Raw genomic sequence first — 21,970 nt, forward strand, 5'->3', positions numbered from 1 at the left:
CCGACAAAAATAAAGGCCATGATTGTACTCTGTTTATTCTGAAATTTCACCGCTTGGAAGCGCATCTTGTAATTGATAACCACCGAGCTCAGCCCATTTTTTTATCATGGGTTGACTCAAACGATATTGTTTGACCAATTCTGCGGCAGACTGTTGCGCCGATTGACTGTCGCTAAACTGTCCCACCAGCACCACCCAAAATTGTTTGTATTTAGCGACTCGAATATCCGGCACAGAATGCAGTTTTTTCAACAGCGACTCGACTGTGTCACGCTGGGAGACTGTAGCTATTTGGATGGTATAACCGGACGTTGGCCGAGTTTTTACATTAGTTATTGATGCAGCCGTGATGTTCTTCGCTGGATGAACGTTATCGTTCTTAGCGATATCTTCATGTAATGTATTGTTACTAGCAGTCACAACATTGTTTTCGGCCTTACTTGTGGCTTCATCAATCGGTTGTGTTATGGCGGACTCATTCTCGGCTGGAGTCTCACCATGAAATCCCGCCAAAGGATCAGCTTGCTGCGCCGCTTGCAATAATAAAGACTGTGCTAACGACTCCTCACGTTGTTTAAAATAGGGCGTTAATATCCGTTGACCATGGGCTAAAAACTCGTCGGAATCCAATGCGGGATAAGTGACCACGTCAAGCACGGGCTCATCGGAAAAGGGTTGAGCCAATCCAAACCAAATCAAAATGGTAATCAACAAACTGCAAAGTCCAATCAACGCTAGCTTATATTGTACCCAGGCTGACTTCTTCTCACTCTGGCCATGTAGCGCCAGTTCCAGCAAGGTAACGACTTCCTGAGGAGTACCCGTTTGTTTTTCAAGTTGTGCGCGAACAATGTCTCTTGGAGTAAATGGATTTTGGTCACTGTATCGCAGCAAGGTTTGATACAGTGCTTCCCGCTCAGGCAAACTTAGCGGTTCAATACTAATAGGCAGGATCTGCCGCCGGAGAGAATCGGGTAATTGTGGCAATAAATCGGCTAAAAATGCTGGAGGAACCGTTAAGGTCACAGCTATCCGCTGTCCCGCACACTGAATTTGATTGAGTATGATGCATTCTGCCCATAGCTCTTTTGAGAGCAAATGAGCATCATCGATAATGATATGTAACGGTTTACTTTGATTTTGAGCTACACGCAGAATGGTTTCGGCGAGGGGGATCTCATCATCAAAAATGGGGGATGACATCAACTGCACTAAAATCTTGCGACGAATCTCAGCGTTATCGGCATGCATAGGGCAGATAACCAGCGCCGCATTTGAATCATCAAAATCGGTAGCTAATGCAGTGAGCAGCGTTGTCTTGCCCGAACCTTGGCCGCCAACAAGCACCAGCAATTGGTCGCTATAACTGGCAACATGATGCAATCTTTGTATGAGGGCTTCCTGTGAGGGAAGCAAGACTTGCCCCTGAAATGTCACTCATCCACCACACAAGGTTTATGCGCAGCAGATAACCTGTTCTAGGGTAGATTCAGAGACTTGACTAAATACTTCTGCTCGACCAATGGCCGTTGGAAGTACCAGCCGGATCTGACCGCCTAACACTTTCTTATCGCGACGCATATGTTGAATAAAACTGTCGAAATCCATTGATTCCGGCGCTTTTACAGGAAGATCGAAGGCTTGAAACAATTGCACAATACGACGGACAATTGACTCATCAACCAATCCTAAAGACTTAGCGGTTTGAGCAGCAAGGACTGTGCCAGCCGCAACGGCCTCACCGTGCAACCAGTTACCATAGCCCATCTCAGCTTCAATAGCATGACCAAAGGTATGCCCAAGATTCAAAAGCGCGCGCACGCCCTGCTCTGTTTCATCTTGGCTGACCACATCAGCTTTAATTTCGCAGCAGCGGGAAATCACATAGACTAAGGCTTGAGTGTCTAAGCTTTTTAGTGCTTGAACATTATCCTCAAGCCATTGAAAAAACTCAGCATCCCACATAATGCCATATTTAATAACTTCCGCCATCCCCGCAGCAAACTCACGCGCCGGCAAGGTCTTTAAACAGTCAGTATCAATAATGACAATTTGTGGCTGATAAAAAGCCCCTATCATATTTTTACCCAAAGGATGATTGACCGCCGTTTTGCCGCCAACCGAAGAATCCACTTGGGATAAAAGCGTTGTAGGGATTTGAATAAAATCGATACCACGTTGATAACATGCCGAGGCAAACCCCGTCATATCACCAATCACCCCTCCACCGAGGGCCACCAACACAGAATCTCGGGCATAATTACGTTGCAGTAGAGCCGAAAAAATAACATCTAAATGCGTTAAATCTTTAAATTGTTCGCCATCGGGAAGGATGACACTAGATACCTCACCAAACGAAGCCATCGTGTCTTGAACCTGGTTTAGATACAAGGGCGCGACGGTTTCATTGGTGACGATAAGGATACGTTTTTTCAGCAGATAGCGAGACAAAGTCTCGCTATCACTCATCAAACTCTGGCCAATGTAAATGGGGTAACTACGTTCACCTAAATTAACCTGAATTTGTTGTGTCATTCTGCCTAGAAACCTAATTTCTCAACGATTTGATTCGCAACAACCTTTGCACTTTGATCATCAGTTTTAACGATCACATCAGCAATTTCTTCGTACAGAGGGTTACGGATTTCTGCGAGGCTCTCTAATACTTCTCGCGGATCATCTACTTGCAGTAATGGGCGACGCTTGTCTCTTTGAGTTCGCGCAACCTGTTTGTCGATAGTGGTTTCGAGATAAACCACAATACCGCGAGCAGATAAATGATTACGGATATCTTTGCTCTGAACTGAACCACCACCAGTGGCAAGGACAATACCCTGTTTTTCAGACAGATCAGCAATAACCTGAGCCTCACGACGGCGGAAACCTTCTTCGCCTTCTACATCAAACACCCAAGCAATATCAGCGCCTGTGCGTTGCTCAATCTCTTGATCTGAATCGTGGAATTCTAAATGCAGCATTTGCGCCAGATGGCGACCAATTGTGCTTTTACCTGCGCCCATTGGGCCTACCAGAAAAATATTACGTTTTTCAGCCATTTCTTGTACGTCTGAATCTTAATGAAAAGTATGCCTATATCGACTCATGATCAAGCCGACCTACTGTATGTTACCTTGCTCTTATGAGACTTGACCGAGGATTATCTCAGTTTAATGTCTAGTCTGGCAAGTGATGCTCGCTATTTATGGTAAGAATTGTATTTTATAAATAATAAAGCCAGCAAGTGGTGCTGGCTTTATCCGAACGACTACATAGAGTTAGAGTTTCTCATTCACAATTTTAGGTGTTACAAAAATCAATAGCTCTTGGCGCTCATTCTTGTCGGTACTGTTACGGAATAAGAAACCGACCAAAGGAATGTCTCCCAAAATAGGTACCTTGCTAACCCGGCTAATCAAATTCTGCTGGTAGATACCACCTAATACAATGGTTTCGCCATTGTCGACAAGTACTTGAGTACCAATACGCTGTGTATCAATCGCTACTGCTGGACCTGTCGGCGTATCCACCGTTTTGCCCTGTGAGTCCTGTGTAATCTCAAGATCCAGAATCACACGATTGTCCGGTGTAATTTGTGGTGTCACCCTTAGTGACAACACCGCCTTTTTAAAGGTCACCGAGGTCGCACCGCTTGACGTGGATTGTACGTAGGGAATTTCAACACCCTGCTCAATATACGCCGATTTTTGGTTAGAGGTCGTGATACGAGGGCTCGCGATAATCTCACCTTTGTTTTCTTGCTCTAGTGCACTGAGCTCTAGATCCAAGATAGTACCGTCGGCGAGCTTAGCCACATGGAAGGCGATGCTAGTTGGGTTAGTGACGGCCGCAGGCAAGTTCACATTCAAACGATTATCTAAACTCGGTATCGTACCATTGGCAATATCACCGGCCCCTTCTAGAGAACCAGAGGTCCCTTTATCACCCTGCTGATCAGTAACTCCCCAGCGGATACCCAAATCTTCGGACACGTCATCCTTTACGGTAACCATACGTGATTCAATCAACACTTGGCGGATCGGAATATCAAGCACCTCAACCAAACGATGAATATTTTCGATGATTTCAGCGGTATCTTTGACGAGTACCGTATTGGTGCGCTCATCAACGGCCACAGAACCGCGAGGAGACAATAAACTTGAGTCAGTGCCTTTTAATAGCTCGGCAATGTCGGTCGCTTTGGCATAGTTAATCTGCAGATACTCAGAATAAAGCGGCGCAAGCTCTTTAACTTCCTGTTTACTTTTTAGATTTTGACTTTCGCGAATTGCAAGTTCTTCACTCGGCGCCACCATCAAAATATTACCTTCGATGCGCTTATCGAGTCCTTTGGTTTGCAAAATCAAATCCAGTGCTTGGTCCCAAGGTACATCGTCAAGCCTAAGAGTAATATCTCCCTCAACAGTATCACTGGTCACTAAGTTAAAGTTGTTATAGTCAGCAATAATCTGTAATACGGTACGAACAGAAATATTCTGGAAGTTTAATGAAAGGGTCTTACCGTTATATTTCTTAATATCTTTAGTCGCTACAGTACGTTCAACCTTATTAATCGACAACCTAAAGAGGTTATCTTCCTGCTTATAATTGAACTCATAATTACCCGATACATCAACTATGATGCGAGTCGTTAAGTCATCTTTAAAGGTTTCAAAGTTTTTAACTGGCGTAGAAAAATCCTGTACATCCATCACATACAACAAGTCATTGTTGATGTCAGTGTTGTAAAGCTGAACCTCTAGTTTGGCGCCAATTTGCTCAACGTTGGCCGCAACAGAGCGGCTATTTAGATAGACTAATAAATCGCCACCGCCATTTTCATTACGTCGAAAATCGATATTTTTAATACTATTAACAAATGGGCTATTTGCTGTTGCCTGAGAATTCACAACCTCATCATTAATGGTTAAGCGATAAGAATTACCTACTACGCTACCTTGATAAGGTTTGACTTTGGATAAACCTAAAGTCACTGTCAAACGCGCATCTTGCTGCGAGGTCACTAGATCTTTAACACCGACCTGATTAATCGGTAAGCGATCTTTAGAAAGACCAGAAATACTATCATCAAAGGTCAATACCAGCTCAGCAGGCGATGCATTTGAATCAATTTGTGGAGCCGAAATCGCATCCTCAAATATTAACTCGACCTCTAACTGATGATCGACTAAAGCATGGTATTTCACATCCATTAGCCGATTTGCCGCAAAGCTCGATGGCAAAAATCCAAATAGTAATGCGATCCCAATAACAGACTTAACTAAGCCTGAAGATAAAAACGATAACGGGATTTTTATCGCGGCAGAAGATTTCATTGTTCCCTCATCCTTCGCTTGTTATTTTCCAGAAAGTTCGATGTTGTTTGTGCGCTCTGACCAACAACCCGTACCATCTGGAATTAATTCTACAACTTCCACATTCTGTGGAGTCACTTTCGCTATACGTCCGTTAAACAACCCTAGATACTCACCCACGCCCATCCGATATACACTGCCATCATTAGTTTCAATCAGCGCCCAAGTTACATTAGCTTCACTTAACGTACCGCGCATTTTTAGGTTGTCTAAAGCATAAGTTTCTAAACGGCCCTTACGACGTTTTAAATCCGGTTGTAAGCAGTTTTTACTGGTATCAACGACTTCTTCGGTTAATTCGCGAGAAGGCGGAACAAAGGGACTACGCATTAACTCAGCCTGGTAGGCAAAATGCTCAAACTTAGGCGGTTCTTTTAAGGGTGGAATATGCGCCACATGCTGTGCTTTAGTTGTAGTAACAAATAGCTCTAAATCACTACGATCGCCAACACACCCCATTAAAAAAAGACTCATCCCTAACAGAGGTAAGAGTTTCATTATTTCTTCCCCTTGTTAGCAGGCTTTTCGGGGGGTAACTCTGCCCCTTCTTTAAAGCGATAGGTTTTAGCAAGAATGTCCATGGTTAAAGTACCGCTATCATCACGTTTGATCGTAAAATCATGCAAACTAACAATACGAGGTAACTTAGCAACACCACTCACCATATTGCCAATCTGGTGATAATCACCAGTGACTGACATCTTAATTGGAAATTCGATATAAAAATCTCGCTGAATTTCAGCTTCCCAATTTAAACTTTTAATCCGTAAACCAGCATCCGTTGCTGCAAAGGTTAAGTCATCAAGCAAACCGGGCATCTCGTTTTCTGAAGGTAACATTTTCAGCAATTCGGCAAATTGCCCTTCCATTACGGCAAGTTGTTCACGATAGAGCTTTAAATTAGCGGCCAGTTGATATTTGTTTTGAAAATCTTCTCTTAGCTGTAACTCTTTGTTTTGTTCATTATTAATCACATCGATTGCATCAGACAACACCACAAAATATCCCGCTGCAAATACGCAAAGAGCCAGCAAAATAGCGAAAAATACTTTTACTTGTTTTGGCCAACTTCCGATATTTTCAAAATCGATATCATTAAACTGACTGAGATCGAGCTTCATTTACTCGCTCCTTTTGCCGCTTTTGCGGGCTCTTCAGCAATGGCTCCTTTGATGCTCACCCTTAAACTAAAGCTCTGCAATTGTCTTAACTCATCATCTTGGGTAACGATCGATTGCATATTGGGATCGGTTAACCACTCAGACGCTTTTACCTTACGCATCATATTTGCTACGTTATTATTCGACTCACTGCGACCTTCAATGAGCAACAAACTGCCTTTTTTCTCAAGACTCGATAGATAAATTCCTGGCGGAACAATACGCACTAGCTCGTCTAATACGTGTGTCGGCAAATTACGGGATTGCTGAAGATTTAAAATAATTTCTGTTCGACGCTCAATATCTTTTTTACGTTCAGTGATCTTTTTAATCTCGGCAATTTGAGCATCGAGCTGCTGAATTTCTGACTGTAAATAAGCATTTCTTGCTCGCTGCTCATCAGTCATCATTTCGAGTAAAGCCAGCGCAGCATAGACTAAGATTGCTGACCCCAAAAATACCGCAGCCAATATGCCGATATAATCGCGTTTCTGCTTTTCTCTCGCTTCTTCACGCCAAGGAAGCAGGTTTATGTTCGCCATTGACCGTAGCTCCTCAGGGCTAAGCCACAAGCAACCATATATTTGCTAATGCTAGGTTGCAGTATATTTTTAACGGATTCATCCGCGTGCAGGCATCCTTGGAAAGGGTCGGCAATTATGGTGTGAACACCTAACTCATTGGTCAATAAGTTAGCCATGCCTTCTAGTTTAGATGTGCCACCACATAAGACGAGATAGTCGACTTTATCTTTGCCGCTTGAAGTACAATAAATTTGCAGCGTTCGCTTAATTTGCTGCAGTAATTGCGTTTGGAAGGGAGATAACACTTCAAACATATAATTACGCGGTAAATCACCCTCGATTTTTGCTTTTTCTGCCTGCTCATAAGACATGCCATAAAAAGAGAGAATCGACTGAGTAAATAACTCACCACCAAAGGCTTGTTCACGGATAAATGTAGTTTCGCCAGACTCGACAACGCAGAAAGTAGTCATATTCGCGCCGATATCGACCATGGCAACCGCTTTCTGGCGGGCCCCTTCAGGTAATTGGCCTAGGACTAACTCAACCGCTCGACCTAAGGCATAGCCTTCAACATCAACGACTTTAGTCTCTAGCTCGACTTCATCAAGCGCATCAACTCTGGCATCGATATTGTCAGTACGGCAAGCACTGAGTAATACATCGACCTTAGAAGGATCGGTACTGTTGACGTTTAAGGTTTCAAAATCAATGCTGACTTCATCAAGGGAATAGGGGATTAAGTTATCTGCCTCAATCTCAATTTGCGCTTCCATTTCCTCTTCGCTAAGCGAGGCATCCATGTAAATGACCTTAGTCATTACAGCAGAACCAGAAACCGCAACCGCAGCATATTTAACCGATTTAGGCAAAGCACGCTTTACCTGTTTGAGGCATTCAACAACGGCATCGGTATCACGAATATCATGATCGTTAATAGCACCCTTTTTTACGGGAACCGCTACGTGACTTAATATTTTGTATCCATCAGCAGTCTTACTCAGCAAAATGGCCTTTACTTCATGGGAACCAATATCAATTCCGACCATTTGCGGAGCCTGACGCTTCCATAAATTTGAAAGCATAATCCGTTGTCACTTTATTATTTATATTTCAGTATGAGAGATTAGCACAAAATCAACCCGTTATACGTATTTGTATAGAATGTTTCAAGATTTTACAAACGCTATTTTAGGGCCGTCACGTTTTTGCTTCACCCAAACGTTCGCGCCTTATATACTGTCGCACTTAACTGAACATTAGGATCAATTTAGGTGAAGTGGTTAAAACGTATTGTTATAGCTCTATTCAGTCTAGCCCTTTTGGGCGTAGGCGCCATTGTTGCAGCATACTTTTATGTTTTGCCGGATCTGCCGGATGTTTCGACACTAAAAAATGTGCAATTACAAACACCTTTGCGCATTTACAGTAGTGATGGCAAACTCATATCTCAGTTTGGTGAAAAACGACGTATTCCCTTAAAACTGGAAGAAGTCCCCAAACCACTGTTACAAGCCTTCCTTGCCACCGAAGATGCGCGCTTTTATGAGCATGGTGGTATCGATCCTGTCGGGGTAATCCGCGCAGCAATCGTCATGTTAACAACCGGCGAAAAAAAGCAAGGAGCAAGTACTATCACCATGCAGGTGGCACGTAACTTCTTCCTAACCCGCGACAAAACCATTATTCGTAAGGTGAAGGAAATTTTTATATCCTACCATATCGAGCAGTTGTTAACGAAAGATGAGATTTTAGAGCTGTACGTTAACCGTATCTATTTAGGCCAAAGAGCCTATGGCGTTGGCGCAGCCGCTCAAGTGTATTTTGGCAAAAACGTCCAAGATCTGACTCTGTCTGAAATGAGTATGATTGCTGGCTTGCCAAAGGCCCCCTCAACGCTTAACCCCATTACTTCACCTTCCCGCGCTCTCGCTCGTCGCAACGTGGTGTTGATGCGGATGAATGAAGTGGGGTATATCAGCAAAACGGAGTACCAAACCGCACTCCAGGAGCCACTCGTAGCCAAATATCATGGTGCCGAAATCGATCTCTATGCCCCTTATATTTCTGAAATGGCCCGGGATTACATGGTGCAAAAATATGGTGAAGAAGAAGCCTATACCAATGGCTATAACGTCTACACCACGATTTCATCCGATCTCCAGCTGTTAGCGCAGCAAGCATTACGCAATAATGTTTATGCCTATGATGAACGTCATGGCTACCGCGGTCCTGCTGCTGTTTTGTGGACAGGTGCTAAGCCTGATAATGCACAAATCAAAGCTGAACTGGCTAAAGTCACACCCGTCCAAGAGTTACAACCTGCCGCGGTATTAAGCATTGATGGACAGCAAGCCAGTGTATTAACCGCTAAAGGTGAAACCAAAGTCATCAAATGGGATGGCTTGAAATGGGCGCGTAAATTTATTAATGATAAACGCCAAGGTGCGGTACCTAAATCGGCTTCAGACATGCTGACAGTAGGCGAGCGTATTTGGATCCGCGACAATGGCCAGTACTTACAATTATCGCAAGTCCCCGAAGTAGCGAGTGCCACAGTGTCACTCGATCCGGAAAATGGCGCTATCCGTACTTTAGTAGGTGGTTACAGCTTTAGCCAAAGCCAATACAACCGCGTGACTCAGGCTAAACGCCAATTAGGTTCGAATATTAAACCTTTCATCTATGCTGCTGCATTAGAAAGAGGCTTTACGCTCGCGACTCTGATTAACAACGCACCGATTAATAAACCCGATATTAGCCAAGGTACTGCCTGGCGGCCGAAAAACTCGCCCGATATCTATGGTGGCCCAACGCGTTTACGTGTGGGCTTAGCGCAATCGATCAACGTAATGTCGGTTCGCGCCATGCGCCATATTGGTTTAGATGCGGCTATCGCCGAATTGACTAAGTTTGGCTTTGACCCTAACGACCTACCTCGTAACGAGTCCTTAGCCCTCGGTTCACCTTCGGTAACGCCCTTACAAGTCGCAGCGGCTTTCAACGTGTTTGCAAATGGTGGCTTCTTGGTTGAACCTTTCTATATCGAACGAGTAGAAGACTCCTTCGGTAATGTAATTGAAAAAGCCAATCCAACCTTAGCTTGTAAGCCAAGTGGTAATCTAACCCAACCGAGTAGCGACCCAATGGGCTTTAGTGAGCCAACGGCGCAAACCGATGAGCCAGTTGCCCATTGCTTTGAACAAACTGGCCGTTACGCACCGCAAATTATCTCCGAACAAACGGCATTCCTGATCACCGAAGCGCTGAAGAGCGTGATCTGGGGTGGCGGCGATTGGAGTAAAGGCACAGGTTGGCAAGGTACAGCTTGGCGTGCGGCGCAATTAATTAAACGCCATGATATTGCAGGTAAAACGGGGACAACCAACGAATCTCGTGATACGTGGTTCAGTGGTTTTGGCCCAACGCTGACGAGCACCTTCTGGGTGGGATTTGACGATCATGGTCGCCAGTTAGGTAGAACCGCTTGGAACGCTAATGGTGAAAAAGATCAAATCACCGGGACCGAAGCCGGTGCTAAGACCGCAGGGCCTGGCTGGAACGAATTTATGAATAACGTGCTTAAAGGCGTCCCAGAAACCACGGCGATTCCACCAGAGGGAATCGTCTCGGTGCGGATCGACCTTGCAACAGGCAAGCTCACTCGTAAAACTGATTACACCAGTGATTTTGAATACTTTATCTCGGGCACTGAGCCGAAGGAATATATCAGTGAAAGCCAAGATGAAAATAATCTCTTCATCGATGCGCCAGCGGATGACTTGTTCCAATAGCCGTAAATAGCAATAAAAAAACGCGACCTTGAGTCGCGTTTTTTATTGCTCATCTAAGATTAACCTACTTTGCCATTAACCCGCTTTTTTAGCCGCAATCGCTTGCTTAACTTGAGTCAACGCTGTGCCGCCGAGGACATCACGTTTTGCCAAACAGGCTTCGATGGTAAGGTTGGGATACACATCATCTTCGATGATATCGGCAAAGGTTTTAAACTCGGCGAGCGTAAAACCTTCCAGCGGGATCTTCTTAGCAATTGCTGCAACCACGGCCACACCGACGACATGGTGCGCTTCACGGAACGGCATGCCCTTAGACACCAGATAATCCGCCAATTCGGTCGCGTTGGCATAACCTTGCTGCGCGGCTAACAGCGCATTCGGGCGGTTAACGACTAAGCCAGATAAGACTAATGCCGCCATATCCAAGCAAATAGCCCAGCTGTCGACCACGTCGAACAGGCCTTCTTTGTCTTCCTGCATGTCTTTGTTGTAGGCCAGTGGCAATGCCTTCATCGTGGTGAGAATACCCACTAAACTGCCATACACACGACCCGTTTTACCGCGGATCAGCTCCAGCGCATCGGGGTTTTTCTTTTGTGGCATCAAGGACGAGCCTGAGGTCACTTCATCACTCAAGGAGATAAAGCCCGCTTCACCCGTATTGAAGAAAATCAAATCTTCGGCCATGCGGCTTAGGTGCATCATGCTGATTGAGGCGGCTCCGCACAGCTCAACCACATGGTCGCGATCCGACACGCTATCCAAACTGTTTAAGGTTGGCGAAGCAAAGTTCAGTGCTGCTGCAAGCGCATATCTATCCATTTGATAGGCTGTGCCCGCCAATGCACCCGAACCGAGCGGACAGGTATTGGCGCGCTTTAAGGCATCGGTTAAGCGGCTAAGATCACGCTCAATCATTTCCACATAGGCTAAACACCAATGGCCGAAGGTCACAGGTTGAGCACGTTGCAAGTGAGTATAGCCTGGCATTACAGCATCAAATTCACGCTCAGCAAGCGCGATAAGTTCGCTGCGTAAGGTTTGTAGGCGAGCCACTAATGCCGCACCTTCGGATTGGCACCAGAGTTTTAAGTCGGTAGCGACTTGGTCGTTACGGCTACGGCCCGTATGGAGTTTTTTTCCCAGATCGCCGACTTTGGCGATCAACGCAGATTCCACGAAACTGTGAATATCTTCCGCGCCCGAGGCGAGAATAATCGCAGGATCGCCCTTCACTTCCACCAGCAGCTCGTTCAACGCTTTCTTCAAGTCACTGCATTCAGTGGCAGTGATAATGCCGACGCTAGCAATTGCATCTGCCCAAGCGATAGAGCCAACTACATCCTGCTCAAACAAACGATAATCCACTGGCAGTGAATCGTTGAATAATTTAAATAGCGCGCTGGTTTCGCCCTGAAATCTTCCACCCCATAAAGCCATGCTCAATCCCCTCGGTCACTGCTTTGAATACGTTAAAGTCATTAAAACTTAAGATATAAAAAAGGGCGCTAGGCGCCCTTTGAGTCTGCCTATTACTTAGCGTTGAGCGCGCGGATACGGCTCGCTAACGAGTACAGACGGATAAAGCCTTCTGCGTGTTTTTGGTCGTACACTTGGTCTTCACCGAAGGTCGCAAACGCTTCAGAGTACAAGCTGTTTGGCGAACGTTTCTTAACGGCAATCGCGTGACCTTTGTAGAGTTTCACCACAACTTCACCGTTGACAGACTCGGCTAAAGACTCAGATGCCGCCAGCAGCGACTTACACAGAGGTGTAAACCAACGACCGTCGTATACTAAGTGTGCCATTTGAGCGCCCACTTGCTCGCGCCAAGTACGGCTGGTTTTGTCCAGCACTAACTCTTCAATCGCGCGCAGCGCGGCAAACATTACAGTGCCGCCTGGGGTTTCGTAGCAACCACGAGACTTCATGCCCACTAAACGGTTTTCAGTGATGTCGATACGACCCACGCCATGTGGTGCAGCGATGGCGTTCAGCTTCATCAGTGCAGCGTAAGGCGTTAATGCTTCACCGTTTACTTTAGTCACACGGCCATGCTCGACTTCAAGTGACACATATTCTGCTTCGTTTGGCGCATCTTCCGGATCGGCTGTCAGCGTCCACACACCTTTGCTTGGCTCGTTCCATGGATCTTCCAACTCGCCACCTTCGTGGGAAATGTGGAATGCATTAGCATCACGGCTGTAGATCTTAGTGGCAGAAGCTGAAGTCTTAATATTACGCTCAGCTAAGTAAGCCAGCAGATCTTCACGGCTCTGCATGGTCCATTCACGCCATGGTGCAATCACTTTTAAATCAGGCGCTAATGCCGCAAAGCAACCTTCGAAACGCACTTGGTCGTTACCCTTACCGGTACAACCGTGGCACAGGGCATCGGCGCCCACTTTACGTGCCACTTCAACCTGCGCCTTCGCGATGATTGGGCGGGCCATTGAAGTACCCAACAAGTAAGTCCCTTCGTAAATCGCACCCGTTGCCATGGTTGGGTAGATGTAATCTTTAACGAATTCTTCTTTCAGATCGACGATATGGCATTCAGACGCGCCTGAGGCTAATGCCTTTTCAGTCAGACCCACTAACTCTTCTTCACCCTGACCAACGTCAGCGCAAAAGGCGATGATTTCACAGTTGTCGTAGGTTTCTTTTAACCAAGGAATAATGGCCGAAGTATCTAGACCACCCGAATAGGCTAAAACGACTTTTTTCACGCCAGTATTTTTGTTCTCGATAGACATCTTAAATTCCTATAACTCGTTTCTCACCTTGGAGAAAGTAGGCTGCTAAACAGGGTTAAATTAACTAAATAGGGTTACCAGTACTGCATTTTGGGCGTGCATCCGATTCTCAGCTTGTTGCAGGATCAAGGAGCCTTCGCCATCCATCACTTCATCGGTCACTTCAACACCGCGGTGAGCGGGTAAACAGTGCATAAAGAAGTGAGCACCCGCTTTCGCCATCAAGGCCTTATTGACCTGATAAGGTGCAAACTTATCCTTAATTTCCGCTAACGGTGTTGGATCTCCCATGGAAATCCAAGTATCAGTATAGATAGCATCGTGATCTTCAATCGCATCAATATCTGAAGTCAGTACAACCTTGCCGCCATATCGGCTCGCGAGCTCTTGCACTTCGGCCACAACGTAGCCATCAGGAAAGTGACCCGCAGGGCAGATCACTGTCATGGTGGCACCGAGAATGGCCGCGCAATACATCAATGAGTTAGTAACGTTATTACCATCACCCACATACGCTAACTTAGCATCACTGATATTTTCAAAATGCTCGGCCAAGGTTAAAAAATCGGCTAAAGCTTGGCAAGGATGGTATAAATCCGAAAGTGCATTAATCACGGGCACACTACCAAACTCAGCTAATTGTTCGATAGTCGTGTGGGAGAACGTTCTCGCCACAATGGCATCGGCCCAACAGGACAGGTTAGAAGCAAAGTCAGCGACCGATTCCCGCTTACCTAAGGCACCATTTTGCTGGTCTAGGTATAAACAGTGGCCGCCAAGCTTGTTAATACCGATATCGAAGCTAACACGAGTACGCAGAGATGGCTTTTCAAATAACATCACCACACTCTTACCGTCCAGTGCATGACGATACTCAGCGGGATTCGCTTTAATCGTCTTTGCCAAGGTAATCAGATCCAGCAACTGCTGCTGGGTTAACTCTTTTATCGATAGTAAATGCTTCATAACCTACTCCGCTTATGGTTGGATTTGTGTGCCCACGGCCTCACCTTTTGCTAATGCGACTAATTGGCTTGCATCACGCCATGAGGCCACTTGAACCGCCTGCCCCATCCACTGCGCCACTTCGAGCGCAGCTTCAACTTTTACTTTCATTCCCTTTTCGATCACGCCTTGCTTAACCAACTCGGCAATCTGCTTACCATTCAATGAAGGGATTAATTGACCTTTACCATCGAGTACGCCAGACACATCCGATAACAGCACCAACTTGCCACCGACCAACTTAGCTAATACCGTCGCCGCTTGGTCAGCGTTCACGTTCAGCATTTGGCCATCGTCCATCATGGCAATTGAGCTACAAATCGGCATCCAGCCTTGGGACAAAATAAACTTAAGGTAAGTGGCGTCCTTAGGAGAAACCTCGCCCACTAACCCTAAACGCTCATCTTTAATCTTGGCCGATACCGTGTTGCCATCGGCTAAGCTCATGCCCACACTCACAATCCCAGCTTTTGTCGCTGCGCCTTGGAGGATCTTGTTTGATGTGCCAGCCAGTGCACCGGCAATAATCGGCATTTGCTCAGGCGGGGTCACCCGCAGGCCTTCTAACTTGACGGTTTCCATGCCGTTTGCGGCTAATTGCTCATCGACCAAACAGCCACCGCCATGCACCATCAGCACCTGCTGACCATTTGCGATCATTACTGCGGCGGTATCCATTAAACGCGCCATCCCCATTTCACACTGCAGCAGGGCGCCGCCGACTTTAAGAACTAATACTGAGTTGTTGGTAGACATCTTGACGACTCTCTTAAATAAGGATGAACGGTTAAAGGTTAAAGTGAATCTTTATGCATTGCAGGGCTTGGCTCGCCGCGCCTTTCATCAAATTGTCGATGGCACTGGCAACCACTAAGTAGCCACTGTTCTCATCAAACTTCCAACCTAAGTGGCAATTCGGAGTCAGCACTACATCATCTACTTTCGGGAACTGGTTCTGTTTCACCGTCACCAGCGGGGCTTGGTCATACACACTGTATGCCGCAGCCACATCGGCGGTGGTGGTGCCCGGTTTTAGCTGTACCGTGATGGTTGCTAAAATGCCGCGCTTGAAGTTGCCAAGGTGCGGCGTGAAGATCACCTCTTGCCCCAGTTGAGTGGCAATTTCGGGTTGATGTCTGTGGCCTAATACGCCGTAGGGTGTGAGGCTCACTTCGCAAAAACTGGTATGCAGCTGTGCCTTACGGCCCGCGCCCGTCACACCGCTGACCGCATTGATCACCGGATAGGCGGAGGTCAGTAAATTCTTTAATGGTTTCAAAGCGGTTAATGATGCTGTTGGGTAACAACCTGGCACGGCAATCATCTTAGTCGCAGCCACTTCTTTGGCATTCCACTCGGCAAGACCATAAACAGCCTTGGCTAGCACCTCGGGATATTCGTGCTCAAAACCGTACCACTTAGGGTACTGCGCCACATCACTGAAACGATAGGCACCGCTTAAGTCAAACACGGCTAAACCTTGGTTGTAGAACCAAGCCGCTAAATGCAAACTCACCGAGTGCTCGGTCGCCAACACCACGGCATCCGCCTCGGCGACGATCTTAGTCTTCGCTTCTTCAGTCAATGGTGACAGAGCTAAGTCAATGTGGCTGTAGACAGGGTACAAATCTGCTAAAGCTCTACCTTTATCTAAACTATTTTCAGAGACATACAGGCCTTGAATTGATAATTCAGACTCCGCATGGACTAAAGCAGTGAGTTGTGCACCTGTGTAACCACTGGCGCCGATAATGGCGATATTTTTCATATGTATTTTTATAAACCAAATCAAAGAGACTTAAAGAATAGATGAATAGCGTATACGCAACAGCGCATATCTATGATGACAGGACTATCGTCGTGGGAAATCGTAATGGCTCGTTATTTTATTCACTGACGGCTTAACGCTATACATCATGATATTTACTCTACAGGTCACAATGGGTGACTCATCTCAACTGCAGGCTAGACTACCACAAAGATCTATTTATGCAATATATGTGAATATATATTTTTATTAAATTTTATCTTTAATCTTCGTTCAAGCACGCTTAGCAAATGACACAATACCTCACTAACTTCTTTATAACTCAGTTATCTATGGATGAAAGACTGAAAAATCAGTCCTTTTTATTAACACCTGATATACATGTACGCAAAGCCAAAATAATGCAGTTCATATTCACTTTGGCTAAACATAATAAAATATTGCGTTAGCTCGCATTTATATTGAATATTCTTCAACAATTATCGTGATTAGTTGCATATCAGATAAGCCAGTCGTATAAGTTATAAGTTCTGCTGTTGACCATTGCCCTCTGTGGTGGGTATTGTGCTAGCGGGCTAATACAAAGCGGATTTTGATGTTTTTCTATTCGGAGTAACTATGGCAGGTAATGTGGCAGACAATGTGACCGACATGTATGCGTCGTTAAGATCAAACGTGAGTATGTTAGGGCAGATCCTTGGCGATACAATGCGCACCCACCTCGGTGATTCTTTCCTCGAGAAGGTTGAGCAAATTCGTAAACTTGCAAAAGATTCCCGCCGTGGCGATGAGGCGGCACGGGAGCAAATGCTAGAACTGCTGACCGCACTCCCCGATGAAGAGTTAGTGCCTTTTGCCAAAGCCTTCAACCAATTCCTCAACCTAGCAAACTTATCCGAACAATTTCATACTATTAGCCGTAACTGTGATGAGCTGGTTTGTGTACCGGATCCGGTCGAACAGTTGCTTGGCCGTATGCTTAATGGCCGTATCGATCAAACTAAGATGTTGGATTGCTTAAAGACGCTTGATATCGACTTAGTCCTCACCGCACATCCAACGGAAATCTCTCGCCGCACACTGATCCAAAAATATGCGGCGATTGTGGATTGCCTCGCCGAGCAAGAAAACGATCAATTATCCGATAGAGAACGTCGCCAAATTAATCTGCGTCTGCGTCAGTTAATTGCTCAGATCTGGCACACCAATGAAATTCGCCGTGAGCGCCCAACGCCAGTGGATGAAGCCCGCTGGGGATTATCGACGATTGAAGAATCTCTCTGGCACGCCGTCCCCGACTTTTTAAGGCAGCTCAACGATCAAGTACAAGAGCGCACTGGCCAGCAATTGCCTATCGATATTGCACCGGTGCGCTTCTCAAGCTGGATGGGTGGTGATCGCGACGGTAACCCCTTTGTGACCGCCAAAGTTACCCAAGAAGTGTTAGACCGTAATCGCCATGCTGCGGCACGTTTATTCCTCAAGGATATAGTGTTGCTAGTGGGTGAACTGTCAATGGAAGAAGCCAATGATGAATTAAAGGCTTATACCAACAATAGCTGCGAACCCTATCGTTTTGTGCTGCGCTCATTAAGACAAAAACTGCGTGACACCATAGATTACTTAAATGCCCGCATTGAGGGCCACAATCCTGAAGTGGATAAGTCGACGCTGATTTGGCAAGAAAGCGATCTTAAAGCGCCGCTAGAGATGCTGTATAAGAGTTTATGTGACTGCGGCATGCGTTTGATTGCTAACGGTTTACTACTCGACATTTTACGCCGCCTCGCTTGTTTTGGTATTCATATGCTTAGGCTCGACATTCGCCAAGACGCCGGCCGTCACTGCGATGTACTTGCAGAATTAACCCGTTATCTAGGTATGGGTGACTTTAATCATTGGGATGAAACCGAAAAACAAGCCTTCTTACTGCGTGAACTCAGTAACCGTCGTCCGCTGATCCCGAGCAACTGGCAACCTTCCGCCGATGTAGCCGAAGTGCTTAACACTTGCCGCTTAATTGCTAAACATCCTGCTAAGGCGTTGGGCTCCTATGTGATCTCGATGGCGAGCAAGCCTTCAGATGTGTTAACCGTATTATTACTGCTCAAAGAAACTGGCTGTACTCATCCAATGCGCGTTGTGCCGCTGTTTGAAACCTTAAGTGACTTAAACAACGCCGCCGAATGTATTACCGCACTGCTCGATATCGACTGGTACCGTGGTTATACCAAAGGCATGCAAGAGGTGATGATCGGCTACTCTGACTCGGCCAAAGATGCGGGTGTAATGGCAGCCGCTTGGGCGCAATATCGCGCACAGGAGCAGTTAGTCGCCGTCTGTAAACAGGCTGGCGTTAAGCTGACGCTGTTCCATGGTCGCGGAGGCAGTATTGGTCGTGGCGGCGGCCCAGCTCACAAAGCGATTCTGTCGCAACCGCCCGGCTCAGTTGATGGCCGTATTCGCGTCACCGAGCAAGGTGAGATGATCCGCTTTAAGTTCGGCCTGCCTAAATTGGCGGTGCAAAGCTTAGCCCTGTACACCTCAGCGGTGTTAGAAGCGACTCTGCTTCCGCCGCCCGAGCCTAAGCAGGAATGGCGCAATTGCATGGAGCGAATTGCTCAGGAGTCAGTGAGTGCTTACCGCGGTATTGTCCGTGAAGAGCCGGATTTTGTGCCTTATTTCCGCTCAGCCACTCCGGAGGTTGAACTAGGCAAACTACCATTAGGCAGTCGCCCGGCAAAACGTCGTGTCGATGGCGGTATCGAGAGTTTACGTGCCATTCCTTGGATTTTCGCTTGGTCTCAAAACCGCTTAATGTTGCCAGCATGGCTCGGCGCCGGTGAAGCATTACAGGCTGCCTGCGAACGTGGAGAAATGGGTTTGCTACAAGATATGGATCGCGAATGGCCCTTCTTTAGCACGCGGATTTCCATGCTGGAGATGGTGTACGCCAAGGCGGAACCTAACTTAGCGCGTTACTATGAAACCTGCTTAGTACCGCCCAATCTCCACCACTTAGGCGAAACTTTACGCCAGCGTTTAGATCTCGGCATTAAAGTGGTGCTGGAGCTGACTAAATCGGATACCTTAATGGCGCATACACCGTGGAATCGCGAATCAGTCAAACTGCGCAATCCCTATATCGATCCATTAAACTTCCTGCAGACCGAGTTATTAGCTCGTACCCGCAAGGAAACAACCGAAGCTCCCGCTTCCGAACACGTGCAACTCGCCTTAATGCTGACGATTGCCGGTGTCGCGGCGGGCATGAGAAACACAGGTTAATGAAAAAACTCACGCTTAGCCTTTGCTTGGGATTATCTGTACTGCTTGGCGGCTGCGTCACGCAGTACAGTATCAGCAAGCATGAAATGGAGCAGTATCTCAGCAAAGAGATCCATTTTGAGGTGAAACAAGGTAATCAACTCGTGGGCGCGCAAGTGCGCATTAACGACATCAGTGTCAGACTAGGTGACAAGCCTGACACTATGAGCGTAAGTGCGACCACTCAGGTGTCCATCACTAATCCTATTTATCCGTTGAAGGCGCAACTTTCAACCACCTTTGAGGCTAAGCCTTGGTATGACAGTGCCACCCACAGCGTCTACCTACGCCAGCTTGAATTGGTAAAAGTCGAGTCAACACCCAAGGATATCGAGAAAGCCATCAGTAGCGCGACACCACAAGTGATGGGCTACTTAAGGCATTTCCTCGAGAATCAGCCCGTTTATGTGCTCGATACGAAGGACAGTAACCAAGCGCTGATGGCCAAGATGACCGAGAGCATTCAAGTTGTTCCAGGCAAATTAGTCCTTAAGTTCACTAAATAACGGCTTGCGTTGCAAACCATTCACCATAAAAAATGCTCCCTCGGGAGCATTTTTGGTAATCCAGCTAGACTGACTAAAACCCGTAAGTATCCAAAGAGTTACTTGCTGAAACGCCCTATCGACTGGTAATCCACAATCACAGCTTCTGTGAGTAATTCACGTCTTAACATATCGTAGGCTACTGCCGCACTTAAGCTACGCACTAAATCCCGCGAACGTCGCGGCAGTTTTATCATTTGGCTGTAGACGCCACTGCGGGTTGCCAAGGCAATTGCCACCGTACCAACGGGCTTTTCTTCGGTTCCGCCATCAGGTCCCGCTATCCCACTGGTCGCTAAGGCAAAATCACTGTCTAAAATAGCACGCGCGCCCTTGGCCATTTCTTCAACCGTTGGAATAGAGACTGCGCCGTGATCGTCTAAGGTCGCAGGGTTAACTCCTAACACTCGCACCTTAGACTCATTACTGTAAGTCACCAGACCGTGTTGCAAATAGGAAGAGCTGCCCGGGAAATCCACTAACTGACTGGTAATCATCCCACCCGTACAAGACTCGGCAACGCTCAAGGTCAATCCAGAATTCAGCAACTTAGCATGGATCTCTTCGGCAAGCGTCGCTTTATCTTCGGCGACGACCGCAGTTCCCAGCACCATTTTGATGTGCCCAGTCACCCGTGGCAGCAAAGCAATCGCCTTCTCGCCGCGGGCAAAGATCTTAATCTCAATATGTGGCATTGAGGAGCGATAACCAATGGTAATCCCCTCAGGCAACTCCAATGGCTCAATTTTGTCGGCAAGGGAAGACTCGCCATGACCTATGGTCAGCAACTTCTTCAGCGCCACCTTAGCGTCGAGGTCAAACTCTTCACGGATAAAAGGAATAAACTGTTCCTTCACCATATGCTTGAGTTCAAATGGCACGCCAGGGGTGAAGAACAACCAAGCTCGATTCAACTTCACTCTAAATCCACAAGCCGTGCCAACGGGGTTATCCACCATCACCGCAGACTCAGGCAGCATTGCCTGCTTTAAATTACTCACTGGCATCTCGCGATTATTGCGCGTAAACCAATCTTCTAAACGTTGACGCCACTCACGATTCTCAACCAGAGGCTCGCCTTTAGCCTTAGCCATTGCCTCGGCAGACATATCATCACTGGTCGGCCCCAAGCCGCCATTCACTAAAATCACATCGGCATGCAAACTACGCTCTTGGAAAACCGCAATTAAGTCCTCGAGACGATCCCCGACTGTAACGCGCCTTTGGATCTCAATGCCATGCTCCATCATAGTGCTGGCAAACCAAGCAGCGTTAGTATCAACAATCTGACCCGACAGCACCTCTTCCCCAGTACAAATCATCTCTAACTTCATCATAGATCCTTAGCTACCCCAATAAGTTACTGCATAAGGTAAGTAACCTCTGAAGTAATAGCAAGAGTTGACCTTTGGGAGATATGGTTCAGTAGTGTGAAGAAAATAAGGTAGTCAGTCGCGATTTAGCGCACATCAGGGGTGTGTGAGCGAAAGAGGCTGAAAATTGGAATGAGTGATTTCAAAATCACAATCTAAAGATGGCAAACGCGAAAAACAAAAAAGCCAGCTTATTCAGCTGGCTTCATTGTTTAATTAGGCGCTTGGCGATGACCTACTCTCACATGGGGAGACCCCACACTACCATCGGCGCGATTGCGTTTCACTTCTGAGTTCGGGATGGGATCAGGTGGGACCACAATGCTATTGTCACCAAGCAAAT

17 protein-coding genes and 1 rRNA gene are annotated in these 21,970 nt (G+C 46.6%); 3 read left to right on the forward strand and 15 right to left on the reverse strand.

Annotated features, from left to right (window positions below):
• Positions 1-33 precede the first annotated feature (33 nt).
• From MMG82_RS05290 to MMG82_RS05325, 8 genes are all read right to left on the reverse strand, one after another.
• Positions 34-1,437 (reverse strand): AAA family ATPase, encoded by a 1,404-nt coding sequence (locus tag MMG82_RS05290; RefSeq protein WP_047536228.1) that lies wholly within the window; start codon positions 1,435-1,437, stop codon positions 34-36.
• Between the two features lie 18 nt (positions 1,438-1,455).
• Entirely contained in the window at positions 1,456-2,535 is a 1,080-nt protein-coding gene (gene aroB / locus MMG82_RS05295; protein ID WP_047536226.1) for a 3-dehydroquinate synthase, read from the reverse strand.
• Positions 2,536-2,540: 5 nt separating this feature from the next.
• Positions 2,541-3,056, reverse strand: a complete 516-nt coding sequence (gene aroK, locus MMG82_RS05300; RefSeq protein ID WP_037424170.1) for a shikimate kinase AroK — start codon at positions 3,054-3,056, stop codon at positions 2,541-2,543.
• Positions 3,057-3,275: 219 nt separating this feature from the next.
• On the reverse strand, positions 3,276-5,333 hold the full coding sequence (locus MMG82_RS05305) for a type IV pilus secretin PilQ family protein (protein ID WP_037424166.1): 2,058 nt from the start codon (positions 5,331-5,333) through the stop codon (positions 3,276-3,278).
• Between the two features lie 21 nt (positions 5,334-5,354).
• On the reverse strand, positions 5,355-5,870 hold the full coding sequence (locus MMG82_RS05310) for a pilus assembly protein PilP (RefSeq protein ID WP_037424163.1): 516 nt from the start codon (positions 5,868-5,870) through the stop codon (positions 5,355-5,357).
• A complete protein-coding gene (locus MMG82_RS05315; protein ID WP_037424160.1) occupies positions 5,870-6,493 on the reverse strand; it encodes a type 4a pilus biogenesis protein PilO in 624 nt (207 codons plus the stop codon). The genes MMG82_RS05310 and MMG82_RS05315 overlap by 1 nt, the downstream gene beginning before the upstream one ends.
• Positions 6,490-7,074 carry a PilN domain-containing protein gene (locus tag MMG82_RS05320; protein WP_047536223.1) on the reverse strand — a complete coding sequence of 195 codons (585 nt, stop codon included), beginning with the start codon at positions 7,072-7,074 and terminating at the stop codon, positions 6,490-6,492. Before MMG82_RS05320 ends, MMG82_RS05315 begins: the two co-directional genes overlap by 4 nt.
• On the reverse strand, positions 7,062-8,141 hold the full coding sequence (locus MMG82_RS05325) for a pilus assembly protein PilM (RefSeq protein ID WP_037424154.1): 1,080 nt from the start codon (positions 8,139-8,141) through the stop codon (positions 7,062-7,064). The genes MMG82_RS05320 and MMG82_RS05325 overlap by 13 nt, the downstream gene beginning before the upstream one ends.
• A gap of 189 nt (positions 8,142-8,330) precedes the next feature.
• On the opposite strand from MMG82_RS05325, the gene MMG82_RS05330 reads away from it, so the two are divergent.
• Positions 8,331-10,850 carry a PBP1A family penicillin-binding protein gene (locus tag MMG82_RS05330; protein WP_047536221.1) on the forward strand — a complete coding sequence of 840 codons (2,520 nt, stop codon included), beginning with the start codon at positions 8,331-8,333 and terminating at the stop codon, positions 10,848-10,850.
• A 75-nt stretch (positions 10,851-10,925) separates the two neighbouring features.
• Here the strand turns inward: MMG82_RS05330 and argH are convergent, their stop codons facing one another.
• The 5 genes from argH to argC form a co-directional block, all read right to left on the reverse strand.
• Positions 10,926-12,293, reverse strand: a complete 1,368-nt coding sequence (gene argH, locus MMG82_RS05335) for an argininosuccinate lyase (RefSeq protein ID WP_144345255.1) — start codon at positions 12,291-12,293, stop codon at positions 10,926-10,928.
• 92 nt (positions 12,294-12,385) lie between these two features.
• Positions 12,386-13,609 carry an argininosuccinate synthase gene (locus MMG82_RS05340; protein WP_088586511.1) on the reverse strand — a complete coding sequence of 408 codons (1,224 nt, stop codon included), beginning with the start codon at positions 13,607-13,609 and terminating at the stop codon, positions 12,386-12,388.
• A gap of 60 nt (positions 13,610-13,669) precedes the next feature.
• Positions 13,670-14,575, reverse strand: a complete 906-nt coding sequence (locus MMG82_RS05345) for an ornithine carbamoyltransferase (RefSeq protein WP_241406568.1) — start codon at positions 14,573-14,575, stop codon at positions 13,670-13,672.
• A gap of 12 nt (positions 14,576-14,587) precedes the next feature.
• Positions 14,588-15,370, reverse strand: coding sequence for an acetylglutamate kinase (gene argB, locus MMG82_RS05350; RefSeq protein ID WP_144376019.1), 783 nt, complete (start codon positions 15,368-15,370; stop codon positions 14,588-14,590).
• Between the two features lie 31 nt (positions 15,371-15,401).
• Positions 15,402-16,382 (reverse strand): N-acetyl-gamma-glutamyl-phosphate reductase, encoded by a 981-nt coding sequence (gene argC, locus MMG82_RS05355; protein ID WP_047536213.1) that lies wholly within the window; start codon positions 16,380-16,382, stop codon positions 15,402-15,404.
• Positions 16,383-17,000: 618 nt separating this feature from the next.
• Between argC and ppc the strand changes: the two genes are divergently transcribed.
• A complete protein-coding gene (gene ppc, locus MMG82_RS05360; protein ID WP_172591041.1) occupies positions 17,001-19,670 on the forward strand; it encodes a phosphoenolpyruvate carboxylase in 2,670 nt (889 codons plus the stop codon).
• The gene (locus tag MMG82_RS05365; protein WP_241406569.1) at positions 19,670-20,215 is read left to right on the forward strand and encodes a DUF1439 domain-containing protein; all 546 of its coding nucleotides are present in this window, start codon (positions 19,670-19,672) and stop codon (positions 20,213-20,215) included. The genes ppc and MMG82_RS05365 overlap by 1 nt, the downstream gene beginning before the upstream one ends.
• A 98-nt stretch (positions 20,216-20,313) precedes the next feature.
• Here the strand turns inward: MMG82_RS05365 and MMG82_RS05370 are convergent, their stop codons facing one another.
• Entirely contained in the window at positions 20,314-21,588 is a 1,275-nt protein-coding gene (locus MMG82_RS05370; protein WP_047536205.1) for a CinA family nicotinamide mononucleotide deamidase-related protein, read from the reverse strand.
• A gap of 261 nt (positions 21,589-21,849) precedes the next feature.
• Positions 21,850-21,965 (reverse strand): 5S ribosomal RNA (rrf, locus tag MMG82_RS05375).
• Positions 21,966-21,970 lie beyond the last annotated feature (5 nt).

The sequence above is a fragment of the Shewanella sp. MM_2022_3 genome (assembly GCF_022557375.1).
GTDB lineage: Bacteria > Pseudomonadota > Gammaproteobacteria > Enterobacterales > Shewanellaceae > Shewanella > Shewanella xiamenensis.